We start from the raw sequence: 19376 nt of genomic DNA on the forward strand, positions 1-19376 counted from the left end.
TGTTGGCCAACGACCAAATACGCGGTGAACTGGGAGAATGGCGAGTTCCGCCGCAGGCCGAAGGTGACAATGGTCACGGCGAACACCGACCGTCACTTATGCTCCACCGATTGCGCATGCAGAACGCCAGGCGAACGCCCGAGACCTGGCACCGGTCCCGCCGGAGGCACCGGGTCCCGCCGGAGGTAGCGGAGATTAGAACCTGTTCTTGTCTTCCGGGTCGGCGCCTAGCAGGCTGTGACGCATGGACCTGGTTGCGCTGGAAGAGATCCGCCGGTTGAAGCACCGGTATCTGAGGTGCGTCGACCTGAAGCTGTGGGACGAGTTCGCCGAGGTGTTCACCGCGGACGCCGTCGCCGAGTACGACACCCCGCTGCTCGGCAAGACCCTCAGGCTGGACGGACGGGACGCGATCCTCGCCTACATGCGGACGAACCTCGGCCCCGACAAGATCTCCACTCACACGGCGGGCTGCCCGGAGATCGACGTGGACGGCGACCGGGCGACCGGCGTCTGGTCCCTCGACGACACGATCATCATTCCGGAGCACCGCCTGCTCATCCGAGGCGCCGCGTACTACCACGACGCGTACCGGCGGGACGGGGACGGCCGCTGGCGAGTCGAGCGGACGGGCCACCGGCGAACGTACGAGTACACGATGTCCCTGGACGACGCACCCAGCCTGAAGTTCACCACTTCCCATTGGCCGGGACGGCGCCGTTGACCCGTGATAGAACGAGTTCTAGTCTCCGGTTCCGACGCCGCGCACCGCATCTCATCCGTGATCTCAGGAGAGCCCGGTGGCCACCGACCCAGCCACAGCCAAGACCACCCACACCGATCACTCCACCCCCACCGCCCCGTCCACCCCCACCGCCCAGCCCGCCCGGCCCGCCCCGTCCGCCCGCACTGACCAGCCCGCTCCGTCCGCCCAGCCCGCTCCGTCCGACCGCGTCGTTCAGCCCGGCGAGACGGGCCAGACTGGCCAAACGGACCGGACCGGCCGCTCCGGCCCGTTTGGCGACTCCGGCCAGATCGACCGCACCGGCGAGTCCAGCGAGTCCAGCGGGTCCGGCGGGTCCGGCCAACCCGATCAGCCCGGCGAGACCGTCCGCCTGGGCCAGTCCGGCGAGGCCGTCTGCCCGGGCCAGTCCAGCGAGTCCGGCGAGAACGGCCAGATCGACCGGACCGGCCAATCCGGCGAGACTGGCGAGGTCGACCGCGCGGTTCAGCTCGGTCAGGGCGATCGGGACGATTCGGCCGGTCGTCCGGGTGGGGGCTCGGCCACGTGGGCGTTCGCCGAAGCGGTCGTCGAGGCAGAGCGGATCATTCGCGGCGCGCCGCACGTCGCGTCCGATCAGGACCTGGCGGAGGGGCTCGACTACCTGGCGGGCAGCATCAAGGCGTCGTTGCACATGGTGGGCGCCTATCAGCGCGAACACCCCTACTTCGCGTCGTCCACCGGGCCCTACACCAAGCTGGGCCTCGACAATCCCGACACGTTGTACTTCCACGCCTACATAAGGGACGACGCCGAGTACGTGGTCACCGGGCGGCGCGGCACGACCGCCGACCTGAGCTTTCAGATCATGAACGGCGACTATTCGCCCACCCAGTCGCCCGACAGCCTCACGGCCTTCGACGACCGCGAGTTGCGTATCGCGGACGACGGGACGTTCCACCTGCGTTTCGGTCCACCGAGGCCGGACGCCGGCCCCGGATACGTCGCGCTTCCTCCGGGCTCGGCGATGCTGATCGTCCGCGAGGTGTTCAGCGACTGGGAGAACGAGCGGCCGGGGGAGATCCGCATCCATCGCGCCGACACTCTCGGGACGTCGCCGCCGCCCGTACCGTCCGACCGGATGGCCAGACGGTACGAGGTCGCGGGCAAGATGCTGCTGGCCAGGCTGCGCACTTTCCTGGCCTTTCCCGAATGGCATTACCTGAAATTGCCGGTCAATACGCTGTCGGAGCCGCGTCCCACACCCGGCGGGCTGGCCACGCAGTTCTCGTCCGTCGGGCACTACGATCTGGACGACGACGAGGTCATGGTGATCACCGCACCGGCCGCCGCCCGCGATGTGGCGCCGTACCAGGGATTCCAGCTCGGCAGCATGTGGTACGTCTCGCTCGACTACATCAACCACCAGACGAGCCTCACCGCTGACCAGGCCCGCGTGGACGACGACGGCATGATCCGGTACGTGGTCAGCGAACGCGATCCTGGCCTCGCCAACTGGATCGAACGCACCGGACATCGCCGCGGCTACCTGCAATTCCGCTGGCAGCGCCTCACCCGCGACCTCACACCCGCGGACGGCCCGACCGCCGAAGTGATGCCGTTCGACGAATTGCCGCGCAGGCTTCCGCACTACGACCGGCAGCGCGTCGACGTCCAGGAATGGACGCGACGGATCGCGGCCCGCCAGGTCGCCGTCGCCCGCCGAATGCTCGGCTGATGGCCGCCAAACCCCCGTCCCCGGAACCCCCGTCCGCCCAACCGCCAGTTGCGGAGCCCAGCGCCGCCGGACAGACGACGCGCAAAGAGCCCACCACCGACCCGCCACCCGCCGACCCACTGGCGGCCAAACCCCCTCCCGCCAACCCGTCAGCTGCCAACCTGCCGCCGGACGCCCCGTCAGCCGCTGAACCGACACCCGTCGCCCCGCCGCCCGCTGAACCATCGGCTGCCGACCCGCCGCCCGCGGACCCGCCGACCGTCGAACCATCGGCTGCCGAGCCGTCAGCTGCCGACCTGTCGCTGGATGACCCGGCAGCTGCTGAACCGACGCCTGTCGCCCCGGCGTCCGCTGAACCATCGGCTGCCGACCCGCCGCCCGCGGACCCGCCGACCGTCGAACCAGCGGATGTCGAGCCGTCAGCTGCCGACCTGTCGCTGGACGACCCGGCGGCTGCTGAAGCGACGCCCGTCGACCCGCCGATCGCTGAACCAGCGGCTGCCGACCTGAGGATCGGGGAGTCGTCGTTTGCGGGATTGGTGGCCGTCGGACAGCCGACCGGTGAATCACCGACCGGGGAGCCGTCGCCGGGTGTGCTGTCGGGCGGTGGGTTGCTGGCTGGGAAGGTCATTGTCGTTTCTGGTGTCGGTCCTGGGCTGGGGCGGGGGCTGGCGGTCCAGTGCGCGAAGGCCGGGGCGGACGTGGTGCTCGCGGCGCGTAACGAGAATCGGCTTGCCGGGGTCGCCATGGAGGTCGAGGAACTTGGCCGCCACGCGGTCATCGTCCCCACCGACATCACCCACCCGGCGGCCTGCGAACGGCTGGCGGAGACGGCCCGCAACGCGTTCGGTCGGGTGGACGGCCTGGTCAACAACGCCTTCGCGACACCGCCGCTGACCGACCTGACCGAGGTCGACCTCGACGCGGTGCGCGCCGGGTTCGAGACGAACGTGCTGGCGGCGCTGCGTCTCACCCGCCTGTTCGCGCCCGTCCTCGAAGCGACCGGCGGCTCCGTCGTCATGATCAACTCGGCGGTGCTGCGGCACTCGCGGCGGACGTTCGGCGCGTACAAAATGGCCAAGGCGGCGCTGCTCGCGATGACGCAGAACCTGTCCACGGAGCTGGGGCCGCGCGGTGTCCGCGTCAACACGATCGCGCCCGGATACATCTGGGCCGACAACCTCAAGTGGTACTTCGACCACCTCGCCAAGAAGCGGGGCGTCCCGGCGCGGCAGGTGTACGACGAGAACGCCGCGACCACCGACCTGCGCAGGCTGCCCGAACCGGACGAGGTCGCCGACGCCGTGGTGTTCATGCTGTCGCCGCTGGCCCGCGCGGTCACCGGCCAGTGCCTCGACGTCAACTCCGGCGAATGGCATCACTGAGCACCCTGAACACCGGGAGGGCGGGCCGATGACCTCAGGCCGCGACAGCGTGGGCACGGTCGAGGACCTGCACGCCTCCGCCACCAAGATCACCGGCATGGACGACTTCGGGGACGGCGCGTACCTGGACGGTCTGACGGTCCTGCTGGAGTCCTACGCCGGGGACGCCGGGCTGACCCCGCTCGGCAACAAGGCGCACCGTGCGATGCTGCGCGGCGCCCTGGTCGCCCGGCAATTCTCCGAGGCGGCGTGGCGGCGGTATCCCGGGCACGCCGATGTCCGCGTCGAGCGTCCGATCTTCGTCACCGGTCTGCCGCGCACCGGCACGACGGCGCTGCACCGGCTGCTCACCGCCGACCCCGCCCACCAGGGCCTCGACCTCTGGCTGGCCGAGACGCCACGGCCGCGCCCGCCGCGCGAGATCTGGGCGGACGACCCGGTCTTCCAGGCGATCGACGCTGGATACCGCCGGCACCACGTCGAGAACCCCGAGTTCATGGGCGTCCACTACATCTCGGCGGACACGGTCGAGGAGTGCTGGCAGCTCCTGCGGCAGAGCATGCTGTCGGTCTCCTTCGAGTGCCTGGCGCACGTGCCGGGCTACTCGTCCTGGCTCGCCGACCAGAACTGGACGCCCGCCTACCGCAGGCATCGCCGCAACCTCCAGCTCATCGGCCTGAACGACGCCGGAAGGCGCTGGGTGCTGAAGAACCCCAGCCACCTGTTCGCCCTGGACGCGCTGCTGGACGTCTACCCCGACGCGCTGATCGTCCAGATGCACCGTGCGCCGCGCACCGCGATGGCGTCCATGTGCAGCCTGGCCGCGCACGCCACGGCGGGCTGGTCGGACGTGTTCACCGGCGCGACGATCGGCCGCGACCAACTCGACCTGTGGAGCCGAGGCCTCGCCCGGTTCCGCGGAGAACGGGCCCGACATGATCCCGCGCAGTTCTTCGACGTCCACTACGACGATTTCGTCCGCGACCCGATCGGAACGGTAGAGAGCGTCTACCGCCATTTCGGGCTGCCGTTCAGCGACGACGCCCGCGCGGCCATGACGGACCTCCACCACGAAAACACCACCGGAGCCGCCAAACCGGCACACCACTACACCCTCGAAGACTTCGGCCTGACCCCCGGCCAGGTCGACGACCGCTTCGCGAACCTGCTCTAGCGTCGTCCCAGACGGCCCATCGCAGGCGGACGCCGTCTAACCCGCTCACCCACCCTCCCCGCCGGAGACGGAGTGGCCATCATCCACAAGCACTCCGGGAGACCGACCCCAGCACGAGCGCCCAACACCCAGCCGCAAAGTACCCAGCGCCCAGCGCGGAGCGCTGCGAAGCGACCGGCCTCGACCGTCGGCTTATCGGGATGTGATCGGGGTAGGGCACCCGGCGACCGGTTCCCTCTCGCGGAACCGGGCTTGGAGCGGGCGGCGAACCACCCGTCCCCGCGAATCGATTGCACCCGGTCCCGGATGTGCCGACGTGGCCTTCAGGCACCGGACAGTGCATCTGAAGCGCATTTAGAGGACGAGACCGATGACCGAGCCGCTCCCACCGACACGCAGAAACCGCGCGAGCCTGACCTACAAACTGCGGTACGCCGTCCAGAACCCGGACCGGATCAAGTCGTACCTGGCGAGAGTGACCAGGGACGTCAAATTCCGCCTTTCCAGCCGTGACCACGTCGCCTACTACAGGGCCGTGATGAAGTCCGACACGGCCAAGAATCCGGAAGCGGCGGTCGGGAGCCGCAGCCACGAACGTTGGCTGGCGCTCGGCCAGATGCAGTTCGACTACCTGCGCAAACATGGACTCAAACCCGACGACCGGGTCCTGGAGATCGGCTGCGGCAACCTGCGGGCCGGATGGCGCCTCATCGACTACCTCGACGCCGGAAACTACTACGGCATCGACATCTCACCCGACATCCTGCTCGCCGCGCAGAACACACTCGTCCGCCAGGATCTGCGGGAGAAGCTTCCGCACCTGGCCTTGGTCGACGACCTGAAACTGGAGTTCCTTCCGTCCGGGCACTTCACCGTCGTGCACGCGCACAGCGTGTTCAGTCACTCGCCCATCGACGTCATCGACGAATGCCTCGCCAATGTCGGCCGCGTCCTCGCGCCCGGCGGCTTCTTCGATTTCACCTTCGACCGCACCGAAGGAACCGAGCATCACGTCCTCCGGGAGGACTTCTACTACCGCACCGAGACCCTGACCTCCCTCGCCGAGAAGCACGGTTTCGCCGCCCGCTTCATGGACGACTGGGAAGAGCTCCCCCACGGCCAATCCAAAATCCGCGTAACCCACCCAGCCTGACCAAACACGAACCCAACCCCAGGCCTGCCCCCAGGCCGCAACCGCCCCTTGCCCTCACCCACAACCCACAACCCGCCAAGCAGAACAGCTCGCCCACTCCAGAACAAGCTCATCCACCCCAGAACAGCACCTCCACGCGCGAACGCGCGTCCGTGCGGGAACGCGCGTCCGTGCGGGAACGCGCGTCCGTGCGGGAACGCGCGTCCGTGCGGGAACGCGCGTCCGTGCGGGAACGCGCGTCCGTGCGGGGAGGCGCGTCCGTGCGGGAACGCGCGTCCATGCCGGAACCGTGCCTCCAAGCCGGAACGCGCGTCCACGCCGATAATGCGCGCTCACGTGGGAACGTAGCGTCCTCGCGGGAACAGTGCGTTCATGCCGGAACGGTGCGCCCATACGGAGACGGCGCGTCCATGCCGGAACCGTGCCTCCAAGCCGGAACGCGCGTCCACGCCGATAATGCGCGCTCGCGCGGGAACGAAGCGTCCACGCGGGAACAGTGCGTTCATGCCGGAACGCGCGTTAATACCGGAGGGGCGCGTCTGCGCAGGAACGTGCTTGTTCGTGCGGGGGCGGTGTGTCTGTGGCCGGGTTTTGCTTGGCGGTGTTCGTTCCTTGTGAGCCGGACGGCCGTCGGGGTGTGGCAGCCCGGTGCCGCCTGAGCGCCGCCCCTTATGGCTGGTCGGGTGCGGGCGGCGGCTCTTGCAGGGCGGCGGCGAGGCGTTTCGGTGCCGACAGTCGCCAGCCTTCGGTGACGAGTTCGGCCAGTTCGACGGGGTCGACCGCCGCGAGCCTGACCTCGACCCAGGCGAACCGTCCGCCCGCCCACGACGGTGAGAAGACCTCCGGTGCCTCGGCGACGAGCGCTTCCTGTTCTTCCCGTGTGGCCTTGAGCATGATGGTCCCGTCGGCTTCGTTGAGGTAGCAGAACCCCTTCCCGCGCACCCGGAATCCGGTCAGCTCCGGATGCCCGTCGCTCTGGCTCACCTCCGGCAGCCCGAGGACGACGCGCAAGAACTCCTCGACGGTCACCCCACCAGGTGTACCAGCGACATCCGACAGTTCAACCGGCGGTCAGGCGGCACGGCGGAAGCGATAATGCGTCGCGGCGACCCGGGGGCCGAGCGGCAGCGGGACGGCCATGTCATTGGGGTAGGCGTCCACCAACCGTAGTTCGGGCGCGAAGAACTCGGCCAGACCGGACCGGCGGCGCGGGCCGATCGGCCGCCAGTCCAGCGGATGCCGTTTGGTCCAGTGCTCCAGCAGGAATTCGCCGCCGGGAGCCAGCCACGACTCGATCAGCCGCGCCCGGTAGGCCCGCAGCCCGGATCGATTCATGTTGTGCAGGCAGCCCGAGTCGAACACGACATCGAAGGGCTCATCGGGGCGCAGGCCCAGCACGTCGCAGTGCAGGACGGTGAAAGGAGTCTGTGACCTGGCGGACCTGGCCCGCGCCATGCCGATCGCCTCGGGATGCAGGTCGATCGCGGTGACCTGGAAGCCCTGCCCGGCCAGGTATTCGGCGAAGTTGCCTGCGCCGCACCCGATGTCCAGGAGGCGGCCGGGCTCCCGTGTCGTCTCGGCGAGCGCGATGAGCAGCCGATCTGGTTCGTCCCGGTTCCATGGCAGCCTTCCGGGGTCCCCCTTGGCCGCCGCGTACGACATGTCCAGGACTTTCCGCTGGCCGAGACCCATGCCCGCGCGTGTCATGGCAGGACCGTCCAGAACTGCCAGTGATGTCCCTCCGGGTCGACGGCCAGGTAGCGGCGGTGGCCGTGCGCGTTCGCCGGCTCGGAGATGATCTCGGCGCCGTGCTTGCGGGCGTGCTCGAAATGCTTGTCGACGTCGTCGACCATCACGTAGAGGCTCTGCGTCGAGGCGCCGCCCAGCGCCGCCGGGGTCGTCGAGCCGTCCGGACCGGACGGGCCGATGGCCATGATGACGCCCTCGCCCAGGCACAGTTCGGCGTGCTCGATCCGTCCGTCCGGCGCCACGTACCGCATGCGCTCGGTCAGCCCGAACACGCGCACCAGCCAGTCCAGGCTCTGGGCGTCCGCGTAGTAGACCATCGGCGTGATCTGCGGGTAGTCCCCGGTCTCGCCTGCGGCGGTGAGCGTCTCGACCGGCACCTCCAGCGCGCCCGCCAGGGCCGCCACCGTCTCGGCCGACATCGACCCGTCCTCCGCCCGCTGGACGGTACGGATCGCCACACCGGCCGCCTCGGCCAGTTGCTCCTGGGTGAGCGCGCGCCGCACCCGCAACCGGCGAACACGCGCACCCGCTGACCTCCGCTGCACCGCGACCTCCTGTGTCCCGTTCGGCTCCGCTCAACCACAGTCCCAGCAGGCACCCCGGCACACCACGACCGCAGGACGACACTTTCCCGCCACCACCCCAAAACCACCCGCACCGGCCCACTGACCCACACCGGAGCACGCACCCCCCGCCTACGCGCTCCGCCCGCGTCCCGCCCACGTGCCTCGCCTACGCGCTCCGCCCACGCGTCCCGCGCGTCCTGCGCGCTCCGCCTATGCGTCCTGCGCGTCCTGCGCGCTCCGCCTATGCGTCCTGCGCGTCTTGGGCGCTCTGCCTGCGCGTCCTGCTTACGCTTCCCGTGTGCGCGTCCGATGTGCAACTCCCGCCTTGGCGTCCCGCGTGAGTGTTCCGGGTGTGCGTCTCGCCTGTGCGTTTCGAGTGCCTGACGAGACCTTCGACATCGGTCTCAACAGCGGGCTCCCTGGTCAGTGATCACACGCCTGCCTGCCCCTTCCAGGGCGGCGGAATAGGCGAAGCGGAAATCACCCTCGATCGGCCACCGCTCCGGTGCTCGGTCGGCATTCCAGAGGTCTCGGACGGTCAGCGGCGATCGATTCGGCGTTCCCACGCTGAAATGTCCTGCGATCGAGCGAATTCTTGGCAGCGCCCAGCCGTGCTCGCGCTCCGGCCGACTCGGCATGCTGCGGGTATACGCGCGAGCGAGCGCTCGGACGCGCTCCCGGTGGCTTTGGCCTTGTTCGCAGCGAATCAAGGAGATTGTTCGGGTGTTGGCTGTTTAGCCTTCGAGAAGGACGCGGGCGCAAGTTTCTCATACCCCTCAGGTAACAAGGAAATGGCGTTGCGTGATCCGCGTCCTCAAATATGGCCGGACGACCGCTGGCTACACTGAATTTCCGGTGGACTTGATCTATGTCGCCGCCAGGTAATTATGCGGCCTTCCGAGCTGGAACAGTCGATGGGGACCGGTGAAATGGAGACAAGATCCTGATGGACGACGTGCGCGACGAAGCCCGCGCCGATGACCACGCCGATCTCCATACGGCGGCCGTGTCCGAGGACGTGGCGAGGTTCGTCGAGATCTCGGAGGTGCTCACCGGCTTCAGCCGCTACGACCTGCGGGGAACCGGGATGGCCGAGCTGTACCTGGACACCGTCAGACGCCAGATCGGTGCGTCCCACTACGACGCACTGCTCGCCATCCTCGCGGAGTCCCCGGTGACAGACCCGGACTGGCAAGCGCACCCGGCCCTGCTGGAGGCCGCGAGGGCAATCGTGTACCTGTGGTACACGGGGGCTTGGCCGCGCATGGCTCCCGCCGCGCACGCAGCGCTGCGACGGCAGATGGCCAACGAGGAGTTCGTCGTCTCGTCCAGCGCCTACACCGAAGGACTCGTGTGGCGGACGTTCCACGGGCACCCGGCGGGCGCGAAACCACCCGGCTACGGCACCTGGTCGATGGCGCCGCCGCCCGTCCCGCCCATCGACGAGATCCTCGACGAGCTTGAGCCCGACTTCACGGGTCGCCATGCCGTGTTCACCACGCCGGTGTCCGTCTCCGACATCGATCCATCCATGCTGCCCGGTCTGGCGGCGGAGCGTTACGTTGCACCGTCCGCCCAGCCCAGAGCCGCCCAGCCTGGGACCACCGATCCCAGAGCCGCCCAGCCTGAAGCCGGCAACCCCAGGGCCGCCGCCCAGCCGAGGGCGACCGAGTCCAAAACCGCCGGATCCAAAACCGCCGGATCCGGAACCGCTGAGTCCGGGACCGCTGAGTCCGGGACCGCCGGGGCCGGGGCCGCTGGGTCCAAAACTGCGGAGGCCGGGGCCGGGGAGGGCGGGGCTGGTGAGGCGGGAGGCGGGCAGGTCGGAGGGGGCGAGTCGGGGCGGGAGGAGAGGTCATGAGCGACGCTGTGAGTGCGCCTGGACGGCTCGACGGCCGCCGTTACGACGTGATCATCGTGGGGGCGGGGCTGTCCGGCAGCCTGATCGCCAAGCGGCTGGGCGCCCAGGGCTGGCGGGTGCTCGTGCTGGAGGGCGGCAACGGCGGGACGCAGACCTGGCCGGGCTACCTGGACTCCCTCGACACCTACCACTCGGCCGCGATCAAGGTGCCGAACTCGGCGTACCGGCGCAACGCCGCCGCGCCGTCCCCGGACGTGCTCGACCTGTCGCCCATCCCCGGCGGGGACGGATACCGCGCCAACGGCTACTTCCTGCAGAAGGGGAAGCTGCCGTACGGCACCGACTACCTGCGCGTACTCGGCGGATCCGCGATGCACTGGCTGGGAGCCGTCCCCAGGATGCACCCGACCGACTTCCAGACCGACACGCTGTACGGGTACGGGCGCGACTGGCCCATCGACGCCGCCGAGATGCAGCGGCACTACGCCCGGGCCGAGCACGAGATCGGCGTCGCGGGCGACGCCGCCGAGCAGCGCGAGTGGCTCCGCGACGTGAGCGACCCCGGCGACCCGTCCGTCATCGCCGACCGCCGCTACTCCTACCCGATGCACAAGATCCCGCCGAGCCACATCGACGAGGTGTTCCGCGGGATCGACGACACCGAGATCTCCGACGATGTCGGCGGTCAGGCGGCCAGGTTGCACGTCACCGCGCTGCCGCAGGCCCGTACCAGCACCCCGAACCCGAAGTACGACGGCGGAGCCGGATACCGGCCGACAGGCGCGGTGGGCCTGCCCAACTACGGGGAGCGCTGCGTCGGGAACGCGAGCTGCGTGCCGATCTGTCCCGTCCAGGCGAAGTGGACGCCGCTGCGGCTGCAGGCGCAGTTCGGCGACTCGGTCACGCTCGCCACGCGGTGCGTGGTCAGCCGCGTGCTGCTGGGCGCGGACGGACGCGTCCGCGGCGTGGAGTACCGGGCCTACGGAGATCCGGCGACCCCGGTCAGCGACGTGTACACCGCGGAGGCGGACGTCGTCGTCCTCGCCGGGCACGCCATCGAGAACGCCCGCCTGATGCTGACCTCGCGCCTTGCCCCGAACAGCAGGCAGCTGGGCCGCAACCTCATGGACCATCCGACCATCCTCGCCTGGGCGCTGATGCCGTCCGGGAATCAGGTGGGGCCGTTCCGGGGGCCCGGCCACACGTCCGGCTACGAGAGCTTCCGCTTCGGCGAGGCGCGCACGTGGCGGTCGCCCTTCCGCATCGAGATCAGCAACTGGGGCTGGGGATGGCCGATGGGCGCGCCGTTCAGCAATGTCGCCGCCATGCTCCGCATCGGCGGCGACTCCGCCGGTGAGGTGCTCGGCCCCGATCCCGTCCTGGACAAGTTCGGCCCCGCGCTGCGCAACTCCCTCGGCGAGACGATCGGCCGCCAGATCTCCCTGCAGATCTCCGTGGAGCAGGCCGCCGATCCGTCCAACACGGTCACCATCGCCCCCAGGGACCTGGACGCGATGGGCAACCCGCGGCCGGTGATCACCTACGATCTCGACGATCACGTCAAGAAGGGCATCTACGCGGCCCGGCTGGTGTCCAAGAAGATCTTCGCGGCGCTGCGGGCCGACGACCACACCGACTACGGGCCCGCACCGGACGGCACGTACCCGGTCGGCCACTTCGCCTTCGCCCCCGACGGGGAGTTCGACCCGCTCGACCTGGGCTACCGGGGAGCGGGGCACGGCGCGGGCACGCACATCATGGGCACCGGGACGGGTGACTCGGTGGTGAACTCCTACCAGCGCGTCCACGAGCACCCGAACCTGTACGCGGTGGGCTGCGGCAGCATGCCGTCCATGGGGACCTCGAACCCGTCCATCACCATGGCCGCGCTGACCCTGCGCAGCGCCGAAGAGATCCACCGGCACCTGGTCGGACTGCACCGCCCGGTCAACCTGAGATCGCAGCCCGGCTCGCAGCCCGGCTTGGAGCCCGGCACCGAGTCCACGGGGGTGAAGGCATGACCCGCGAAGAAGCGGCCGGCGGCAGGATCGTCCAGGCCCACGAGCTGAAGTTCGAGCCGCCCAGATCCCTGGACGAACTCCGCAGGTTCCTGCAGTACGCGCTCCAGGTCGAGCACATCACGGTCCCGCCGTACCTCACCGCGATGTACACGCTGCGGCCCGGCACCAACCGGAGCTCGTTCTACGTCATCCGCAGCGTCGTGCTGGAGGAGATGCTCCACATGACGCTGGTGTCGAACCTGCTCAACGCGGTCGGCGGCACTCCGTGCGTGGCGCACCCTGAGTTCGTCATGAAGTACCCGGCGACGCTGCCCCTCAGCGCCGAGAACATCACCGTCCCGCTTCAGCACTTCTCGCCGGAGGCGCTGCGGACGTTCCTGCGCATCGAACAACCGCAGTCCCTGACCGGCCCGGACGACCCGGACGGCTGGACGTCGATCGGCCAGTTCTACGCCTACATCCGCCGCGGCCTGACGAACCTGATCCACGAGCTCGGCGAGGACGCGGTGTTCACGGGCACCGCGGGCCGGCAGGTCGGACCGGACGACTTCTACAACTCCGGCGGCGAGGTCTTCAAGGTCACGGGCCGCGAAAGCGCACTGCTGGCACTGCGCGTGGTCAGCGAGCAGGGCGAGGGACTCGGCGATTCCATCTGGGACAGCGACGACCAGATCTTCGGTGAGGAACGGCAGGTCGCGCACTACTTCCGGTTCAACGAGATCGCCGAAGGCCGCCACTACGGCCCGCACGACCTCCCGAAGGACGCTCCCAGCGGCCCACCCCTGAGCGTCACCTGGGAGGACGTCTACCGGATCGACGGCGCCTCGACCGTCGCGGAATACGGGCAGTTCCCCGACAAATCCGTGTACCGCCACGCGAAGGCGTTCAACGACGCCTACGCGACGATGCTGGCCTTCCTCCAGAAGGGGTTCACCGGGCAGCCACGCGACATCGCGCACGCCATCCCGGTCATGCTCGAACTCCGGGACCGCGGCCACGCCCTCTACCGCAACCCGCACCCGGACCCGGACAAAGCGGCCGACGGGCTGTTCGCCAGCGCTACCTTCGAGATCGATCAGGCCACGGTCGACCGGGCCGTCGTCCACGCGGACGCCCGCATCGAGGCGGCCGGGCTCACGGCCGACGAGCCCATCGACCTGTCCGCCCTCACCGCGACCCGCCTGTCCTGACAGGACGGCCTCCTCAGCCATAGCCGGGGGCCTGAGGCTGGGTCGTAGCCGGGTCCGGGGGCCGGGGTTGGGGCTGGGTTGCTGGGGGCCTGTGCAGGCTCGGCCGCGGTTGGAGATCTGTGTCAGTTGGTTGTCCAGGGGCGGAGTTTCTCGGGGTTCAGTACGCCCCAGATGTGTTTGATCCGGTCGCCTGCGAACTCGAACGCGTAGACCGCCACGGTGACGTCGTCCAGCTGAGCCGCGAGTCCGGGCTGACCGTTGACCGTGCACTCCCGGATCGTCAGCAGGCCCGAGCGGGGGTCGGCGAGGAAGTTCGCGATCCGTTCGGCGCCTTCGATCGGGTCGGTCAGGGCCGAGACGAGGCCGCCGCCGTCGCCGATGGCGGTGGCGTCGGGGTCGAGGAGGCCGATGAGGGCGCCGATGTCCATGGCCTCCCACGCCCGCTTGAAGCTCCTGACGATCTCGGCCTGGTGGGCCGTCGGCGGCGCGGGGATTCGCGCGTCGCGGATGCGGCGCCGGGCCGAGGACGCCAGCTTGCGGCAGGCGGCCGGGCTGCGGCCGACGATCTCGGCCACTTCGGCGAAGGGGTAGCGGAAGACGTCGTGCAGGATGAACGCGACGCGTTCGGCCGGGGTCATGGATTCGAGCACGACGAGGAACGCCATGTTGATCGACTCGTCGAGGGTGACGCGGTCGGCCGGATCGGTGGTGGCGTCCGGCAGCGCGCTGCGCCATTCGGAGGGTTCCGGCACCGGTTCGGGGATCCATTCGCCCACGTAGCGCTCGCGGCGGGCCCGTGCCGAGCCGAGCAGGTTCAGGCAGATGCGGCTGGCGACCGTCGTCAGCCAGCCGCCGACCGACTCGACGGCCTCCTGCTGCCGGTCGGACATCGCGTACCAGCGAGCGTAGGTCTCCTGGACGACGTCCTCGGCCTCGACCAGCGAGCCGAGCATCCGGTACGCGAGGTTGATCAGCCGCCGCCGCTCGCTCATGATCGCGCTCAGGTTCGGGTCGAGCCGGCCGTCCGCCGGTCCGGGATGGCTGGTCATGGTTCCCCGATTTCCCTTCTGTCGCGATCGAGCCGTCAGCCGTACGACAAGGCAGCCCCTCCGAATGTGAGGTCGGCAAGAACGTGCAGGTCATCGTCCACCCTGCTGGCTCGATCCTAGGGACGCCAGGATCGTGGCCCGGCGACGCCCAGGACCCCGCCGATCCGGGATCGACGCGCGCGCGTCAGACTCGTTCCGCTTCGGCCTGCTCGGACGGCCCCTCGACGGCGTCGTCCGGCGAGGCCTTGTCCGGTGAGGCGTCGACCGGTGGGGTGTTGTCCGGCGAGGTGTTGGCCGGTGGGGTGTTGGTGGGGGTGGGGAGGGGGCCGCTGCGTAGTAGGAGGGCGGTTACGGCGGCGCCGGAGGTCAGGATTGCGGCGCACCACCAGAACACCGTCGAGTAGCTGTGGACCGCCGCGAGGTTGAGCTGCTCAAGGGACGGCCTGCCCTGCACGTTGCCGTCCAGCCAGCCGGTCGCGGCGGTGGCGGCGATCGTGTTGAGCAGCGCGGTGCCGAGCGCGCCGCCGACCTGCTGTCCGGCGCTGACGCACGCCGAGGCGACCCCGGCGTCCTGGGGCGCCACGCCGGACGTGCCCGTGTTCAGCACCGCCGAGTAGATCAGGCCCATGCCGGCGCCGATCAGGGCGAGCGGGCCGAGCAGGTCCGCCGCGTAGGTGGAGTCCACGTCGATCCTGGTCAGCCAGGCCAGCCCGAGCGCGGTGACCAGCAGCCCGGACGGGATCATCGGCCGGGGACCGAACCGCGGCACCAGCTTCGTCCCGCCGACGCCGGTCGCCAGGATGGTGCACACGACGGTCGGCAGCAGAGCGCAGCCCGAGACGATCGCCGAGTACCCCAGGATGTTCTGCATGTAGAAGACGAGGAACAGCAGGAGGCTGAAGAAGCCCGCCCCGACGAACAGCACGGTGAGGTAGGCGCCGCCGCGGTTGCGGTCGGCGACGACCCGGGGCGGGAGCAGCGGATGCGCGGCGCGTGTCTGCCAGAACGCGAAGGCGATCAGCAGCACGCCGCCGACCGCGAGGAAGCCCCACGTGGAGATCCGGCTCCAGCCGTCCTCCGCGTTGGAAAAGCCGAAGACCACGGCGAACATGCCGCCGGACGCGGCGACCACGCCCGGGACGTCCATCTGGGCGCCCGTCCTCGGCTGCCTGGTCAGCAGCACCATGCCGCCGATGAGTCCGGCCACGGCGAAGACCAGGTTGACGTACATGCACCAGCGCCAGTCGAGCCCGGACGTCAGCGCGCCACCGACGATCAGCCCCAGGCCGCCGCCGGCGGCCACGACGCCGCCGAAGACGCCGAACGCCTTCCCGCGCTCCTTCGGGTCGGTGAACGTGGTGGCCAGCAGCGACAGGCAGGCCGGCGACAGCAGCGCGGCGAAGGCGCCCTGCGCGGCGCGGGCCGTCACCAGCGTCTCGAAGTCGCTCGCCGCCCCGCCGACGGCGGACGCGATCGCGAAACCGGCCAGCCCGACGACGAAGGCCCGCTTCCTGCCGATCAGGTCGGACAGCCGTCCGCAGAACAGCAGCAGGCTTCCGAAGGGCAGCGCGTACGCGGTCACGATCCACTGCCTGTCGGCGTCCGTGAAGCCGAGGTCCTTCTGCGCGTCCGGGAGCGCGAGGTTCATCACGGTCAGGTCGAGGCCGACCATGAGGTAGGCGCAGCAGATGACGGCGAGGACGAACCACCGCCTAGGGTCCGCGACCGCCGCCCTCGGGCTCGGCCCAGCCGCGGGGGCTGCGCTCCGTGCTGCCATGATCGTCTCCTTCGCTTCGTGTTCCATCGAACGGGCTCAAGGCCTCACCTCCTATGACAAGCAGTGGCCGATTTTGTGAGGTGGGTGGCCGAGCGGAGACCAATCAGGCGTCCAACCGAAGGCATTCGGGCAGCCCAAGAAATGAGCGGGCAGGACGTATAGAGGAGAATCGCTGGGCATGGCGGGACGTGCCGCGCGGCATCGGTCTGGCCGTGCGGCGGGACGAGGGTGAAGCGCGTTCTAAGCGTGCTGACGGCGCACTATCTCGGTGATCCAGATAGGCGCGAACGGAGATGTGCAGCCCGGCGAAGTCGGGTAGTCCTTGAGCACTTCCAGGCGTTCGCCGATATCGATCGCGCGGGCACGGTGCTCGGCGTGATCGATTCCGATCTGGGCCAGGCAGTGGTTCATCGCCCATTGCAGGCGGTCCGGGGCGTTCTTCATTTCCGCTTCGATGACGTCGAGCAGTTCCGCGAGGTCGAGGCCCTCGGGCCTCTTCGCCACGCGTTCGACGGTCAGCGCCCAGCCGGCACTCGCGACCACCGGATCCGGATCGGCGGACCAGGCCAGGCGCAGTTCCTCGGAATGCGGGCTCTTCTTCACCACGTAGTTCACGAGCCAGTCGTGCACCTTGGGCGTGCGGGCATCGCGCAGCATGGCGTCCAACTCGTCCCGGCCGAACGCCTTCGGGCGGCAGATCAGGGTCGTCAGCAGCCTCGCCGCGGTGTCCTCCGTCTCCCAGAGCCGGCGCGCGAGTTCCTGCTGCGTCTTCAGCCGCTTCGCGACGGCGCGCAGCTTGCCGAGGTTCACGCCATGGTCGTCGCCATGCCGCTCGTTCACCTCACGCACCTTCGGGTCTTCGAGCCCGGCCAACTCGGCCATCACCGCGTCAACCGCCGTCTCGCTGGGAACCGCCTTGCTCCGCGCTGTCTCGCTCCGCGCTGTCTCGCGCGGCGCGGTTTCGCCTCGTGCGGTTTCGCTTCGCGCCGTCTCGGCCACGTCAGCCTCCTGTCCGTCACGTGCAAGACGCAGCCTAGACGGGGAGGTCGCTGTCGAGTCGGTCGTTGTTGACGGGCGTCGGGGAGCCGGGCGCGTCCGGGTCTGCTTCGCCGATGCGGGCCAGCAGCCGGTGCAGGAGAGTGCGCAGGGTCTCGAACTCCTCGGGGCCGACGAGGTCGGTCCAGCGTTCCTCGATCCGGTCCCCGGCACGTGCCGTCACCGGTTGGACGGCGCTTCCCCGTTCGGTGAGCACGATCAGCCGGGACCTGCCGTCGCGGGGATGGGGGCGGCGTTCCAGGTAGCCGTCCCGCTCCAGCTGGGCGACCGACTGGGCCATGGTCTGCTTGCGCACGCCGGCGCGGGCGGCCAGGTCGCGGATCTGGATTCCGTCCGGCGGGACGAACGGGAACACTTTCGCGTCGCCGGGGCGGATGTCACTGAAGCCCGCTTCGGCGAGGGCCGTCTCGATGCCCGCCGTGTACTCGCGGTGGAGCAGGCGCAGGAGGAGCGACAGCCGTGGTCGTCCCGAGGAGACTTCTCCCGGGCGTGATGATGAGCGCGGAACTCGTCGACCTGGTGTGCCGCCCACATGTCCGCCCTGCAGATCGAAACGCATGGGCCCGCCGGCCACCACACACCCGAGGACCAGCCCGATGCCATCGCCGCGTCGCTCCTCGCCTGGCTGGACGAGCACGACCTCCTCTCCCACACGGCGCGCACGGAGCGGGCCAAGCACACGGAGCGCACGGCGCGGGCGGAGCGCACGGAGTGCACGGCGCGGGCGGGGCGGGCGGAGTGCACGGGGCGGGCGGAGTGCACGGGGCGGGCGGAGTGCACGGAGCGGGCGGAGTGCACGGAGCGGGCAAAGCGGGCGGAGCGGGCCGAGTGCGCGGAGCGGGTGGTGTGCGCGGAGCGAGCCGAGCGGGGGGAAGGTGAGTGTTATGCGGGCGATTCGGCAGTCTGCGTTCGGCGGGCCTGAGTAGTTCCGGCTGGAGGACGTGCCCGACCCGCATCCTGCCGGCGGCGAGGTCCGGATCTGGGTCGAGTCGGCCGGTGTCCACCTTCTGGACGCCGTGATCCGCCAGGGAGTGGGAGGGCCACGGGTCGCGCCCCGCCTGCCCATGACGCCGGGCCGGGAGGTCGCCGGAGTCGTCGACGAGGTCGGACCCGGCGTCGACGCCGTCCTGACCGGGCGGCGCGTCGTCGCCGATCTCGGCCTGGCCAGCGGCGGGTACGCCGAACTGGCCGTGGCGCCGGCGGATGCCGTTCACCTCATCCCGGACGGCATCGACGCCGACTCCGCCGTGGCCATGGTCGGCACCGGCCGGACCACCATGGCGATCCTCGAACTCGCCGCACCGGCGGCGGGCGACGTCGTGCTGGTCACCGCGGCCGCGGGCGGGATCGGGACCCTGCTGGTCCAGGCGGCGCGCGCCACCGGCGCCACGGTCGTCGGGGCCGCGGGTGGTCCAGGCAAGGTCGCGCTGGTCCGGCGGCTCGGGGCCGACCACGACGTCGACTACAGCCGATCCGGCTGGCCCGGCGTGGTCCGCGAGGCGCTGGCGGGCAGGCCGGTCACGCTCGCACTCGACGGCGTCGGCGGTGCGATCGGCAGGAGCGCGATGGAACTGCTCGGACCGGCCGGACGGCTCGTGATGTTCGGCTCGTCCTCCGGGTCCCTGACCGAACTGTCGAGCGCCGACCTGTTCAGCCGGGGCATCAGCGCCGCGTCTGCCGTCGGGGCACGCATCCTCAGCCGTCCGGGAGGCACCAGGACGCCGGAACGCGACGCCTTGCAAGCGCTCAAGGACAAGCGGCTCGTTCCGGTGATCGGCCAGCGGTTCGCTCTCGCGGACGCCCCCGACGCCCTGCAATCCCGCGCGACCACCGGCAAAACGGTCCTGCGGCCATAACCGTTCGCGCGTCCGCGATCGATTTGTGCATTTCTTGCCATTTATCCCTATCGGTCGGTGTTGTCGGCTAATCGGTGCGG

17 protein-coding genes are annotated in these 19376 nt (G+C 69.9%); 10 read left to right on the plus strand and 7 right to left on the minus strand.

Translation table 11 applies throughout. The annotated features are described in order from the left end of the window. Positions 1 to 244: 244 nt before the first annotated feature. The 5 genes from ACH34T_RS27570 (at position 245) to ACH34T_RS27590 (ending at position 6171) form a co-directional block, all read left to right on the plus strand. Complete coding sequence (locus tag ACH34T_RS27570) at positions 245 to 724, plus strand: nuclear transport factor 2 family protein (protein ID WP_396023821.1); 480 nt, start codon at positions 245 to 247, stop codon at positions 722 to 724. Positions 725 to 800: 76 nt separating this feature from the next. Then, positions 801 to 2459 (plus strand): hypothetical protein, encoded by a 1659-nt coding sequence (locus ACH34T_RS27575; protein WP_396023822.1) that lies wholly within the window; start codon positions 801 to 803, stop codon positions 2457 to 2459. Positions 2460 to 3052: 593 nt separating this feature from the next. After that, a complete protein-coding gene (locus tag ACH34T_RS27580; RefSeq protein ID WP_396023888.1) occupies positions 3053 to 3844 on the plus strand; it encodes an SDR family oxidoreductase in 792 nt (263 codons plus the stop codon). Between the two features lie 28 nt (positions 3845 to 3872). Further along, positions 3873 to 5018 carry a sulfotransferase family protein gene (locus ACH34T_RS27585; RefSeq protein WP_396023823.1) on the plus strand — a complete coding sequence of 382 codons (1146 nt, stop codon included), beginning with the start codon at positions 3873 to 3875 and terminating at the stop codon, positions 5016 to 5018. Between the two features lie 370 nt (positions 5019 to 5388). Beyond that, a complete protein-coding gene (locus ACH34T_RS27590) occupies positions 5389 to 6171 on the plus strand; it encodes a class I SAM-dependent methyltransferase (protein WP_396023824.1) in 783 nt (260 codons plus the stop codon). A gap of 669 nt (positions 6172 to 6840) precedes the next feature. On the opposite strand, the gene ACH34T_RS27595 is transcribed toward ACH34T_RS27590, so the two are convergent. From ACH34T_RS27595 to ACH34T_RS27605, 3 genes are read right to left on the minus strand one after another with little or no spacing between them, the layout of a single operon-like run. Next, positions 6841 to 7200, minus strand: a complete 360-nt coding sequence (locus ACH34T_RS27595) for an MmcQ/YjbR family DNA-binding protein (protein WP_396023825.1) — start codon at positions 7198 to 7200, stop codon at positions 6841 to 6843. Between the two features lie 42 nt (positions 7201 to 7242). Then, complete coding sequence (locus ACH34T_RS27600) at positions 7243 to 7878, minus strand: class I SAM-dependent methyltransferase (protein WP_396023826.1); 636 nt, start codon at positions 7876 to 7878, stop codon at positions 7243 to 7245. Further along, complete coding sequence (locus ACH34T_RS27605) at positions 7875 to 8465, minus strand: VOC family protein (protein WP_396023827.1); 591 nt, start codon at positions 8463 to 8465, stop codon at positions 7875 to 7877. The genes ACH34T_RS27600 and ACH34T_RS27605 overlap by 4 nt, the downstream gene beginning before the upstream one ends. 967 nt (positions 8466 to 9432) lie before the next feature. On the opposite strand from ACH34T_RS27605, the gene ACH34T_RS27610 reads away from it, so the two are divergent. Genes ACH34T_RS27610 through ACH34T_RS27620 form a run of 3 tightly spaced genes read left to right on the plus strand, consistent with a single transcriptional unit; the run spans position 9433 to position 13558 of the window. Next, positions 9433 to 10347: a hypothetical protein gene (locus ACH34T_RS27610; protein ID WP_396023828.1), complete on the plus strand. Its 915-nt coding sequence runs from the start codon at positions 9433 to 9435 to the stop codon at positions 10345 to 10347. Then, positions 10344 to 12368 carry a GMC family oxidoreductase gene (locus tag ACH34T_RS27615; RefSeq protein ID WP_396023829.1) on the plus strand — a complete coding sequence of 675 codons (2025 nt, stop codon included), beginning with the start codon at positions 10344 to 10346 and terminating at the stop codon, positions 12366 to 12368. The genes ACH34T_RS27610 and ACH34T_RS27615 overlap by 4 nt, the downstream gene beginning before the upstream one ends. Next, entirely contained in the window at positions 12365 to 13558 is a 1194-nt protein-coding gene (locus ACH34T_RS27620; protein WP_396023830.1) for a ferritin-like protein, read from the plus strand. Before ACH34T_RS27615 ends, ACH34T_RS27620 begins: the two co-directional genes overlap by 4 nt. Positions 13559 to 13680: 122 nt before the next feature. Here the strand turns inward: ACH34T_RS27620 and sigJ are convergent, their stop codons facing one another. From sigJ to ACH34T_RS27640, 4 genes are all read right to left on the minus strand, one after another. Next, the gene (gene sigJ / locus ACH34T_RS27625; protein ID WP_396023831.1) at positions 13681 to 14607 is read right to left on the minus strand and encodes an RNA polymerase sigma factor SigJ; all 927 of its coding nucleotides are present in this window, start codon (positions 14605 to 14607) and stop codon (positions 13681 to 13683) included. A 184-nt stretch (positions 14608 to 14791) separates the two neighbouring features. Next, the gene (locus ACH34T_RS27630; RefSeq protein ID WP_396023832.1) at positions 14792 to 16384 is read right to left on the minus strand and encodes an MFS transporter; all 1593 of its coding nucleotides are present in this window, start codon (positions 16382 to 16384) and stop codon (positions 14792 to 14794) included. 240 nt (positions 16385 to 16624) lie between these two features. Continuing rightward, a complete protein-coding gene (locus ACH34T_RS27635; RefSeq protein ID WP_396023889.1) occupies positions 16625 to 17266 on the minus strand; it encodes a DNA alkylation repair protein in 642 nt (213 codons plus the stop codon). Between the two features lie 151 nt (positions 17267 to 17417). Further along, entirely contained in the window at positions 17418 to 17972 is a 555-nt protein-coding gene (locus tag ACH34T_RS27640; protein ID WP_396023833.1) for a MarR family winged helix-turn-helix transcriptional regulator, read from the minus strand. On the opposite strand from ACH34T_RS27640, the gene ACH34T_RS27645 reads away from it, so the two are divergent. Together ACH34T_RS27645 and ACH34T_RS27650 are read left to right on the plus strand one after the other, a co-directional pair. Next, positions 17973 to 18362 carry a hypothetical protein gene (locus ACH34T_RS27645; protein WP_396023834.1) on the plus strand — a complete coding sequence of 130 codons (390 nt, stop codon included), beginning with the start codon at positions 17973 to 17975 and terminating at the stop codon, positions 18360 to 18362. A 19-nt stretch (positions 18363 to 18381) separates the two neighbouring features. Beyond that, on the plus strand, positions 18382 to 19296 hold the full coding sequence (locus tag ACH34T_RS27650) for a zinc-binding dehydrogenase (RefSeq protein WP_396023835.1): 915 nt from the start codon (positions 18382 to 18384) through the stop codon (positions 19294 to 19296). Positions 19297 to 19376 lie beyond the last annotated feature (80 nt).

Origin of the sequence: Actinomadura sp. 9N215 (assembly GCF_044326345.1) — a bacterium.
GTDB lineage: Bacteria > Actinomycetota > Actinomycetes > Streptosporangiales > Streptosporangiaceae > Spirillospora.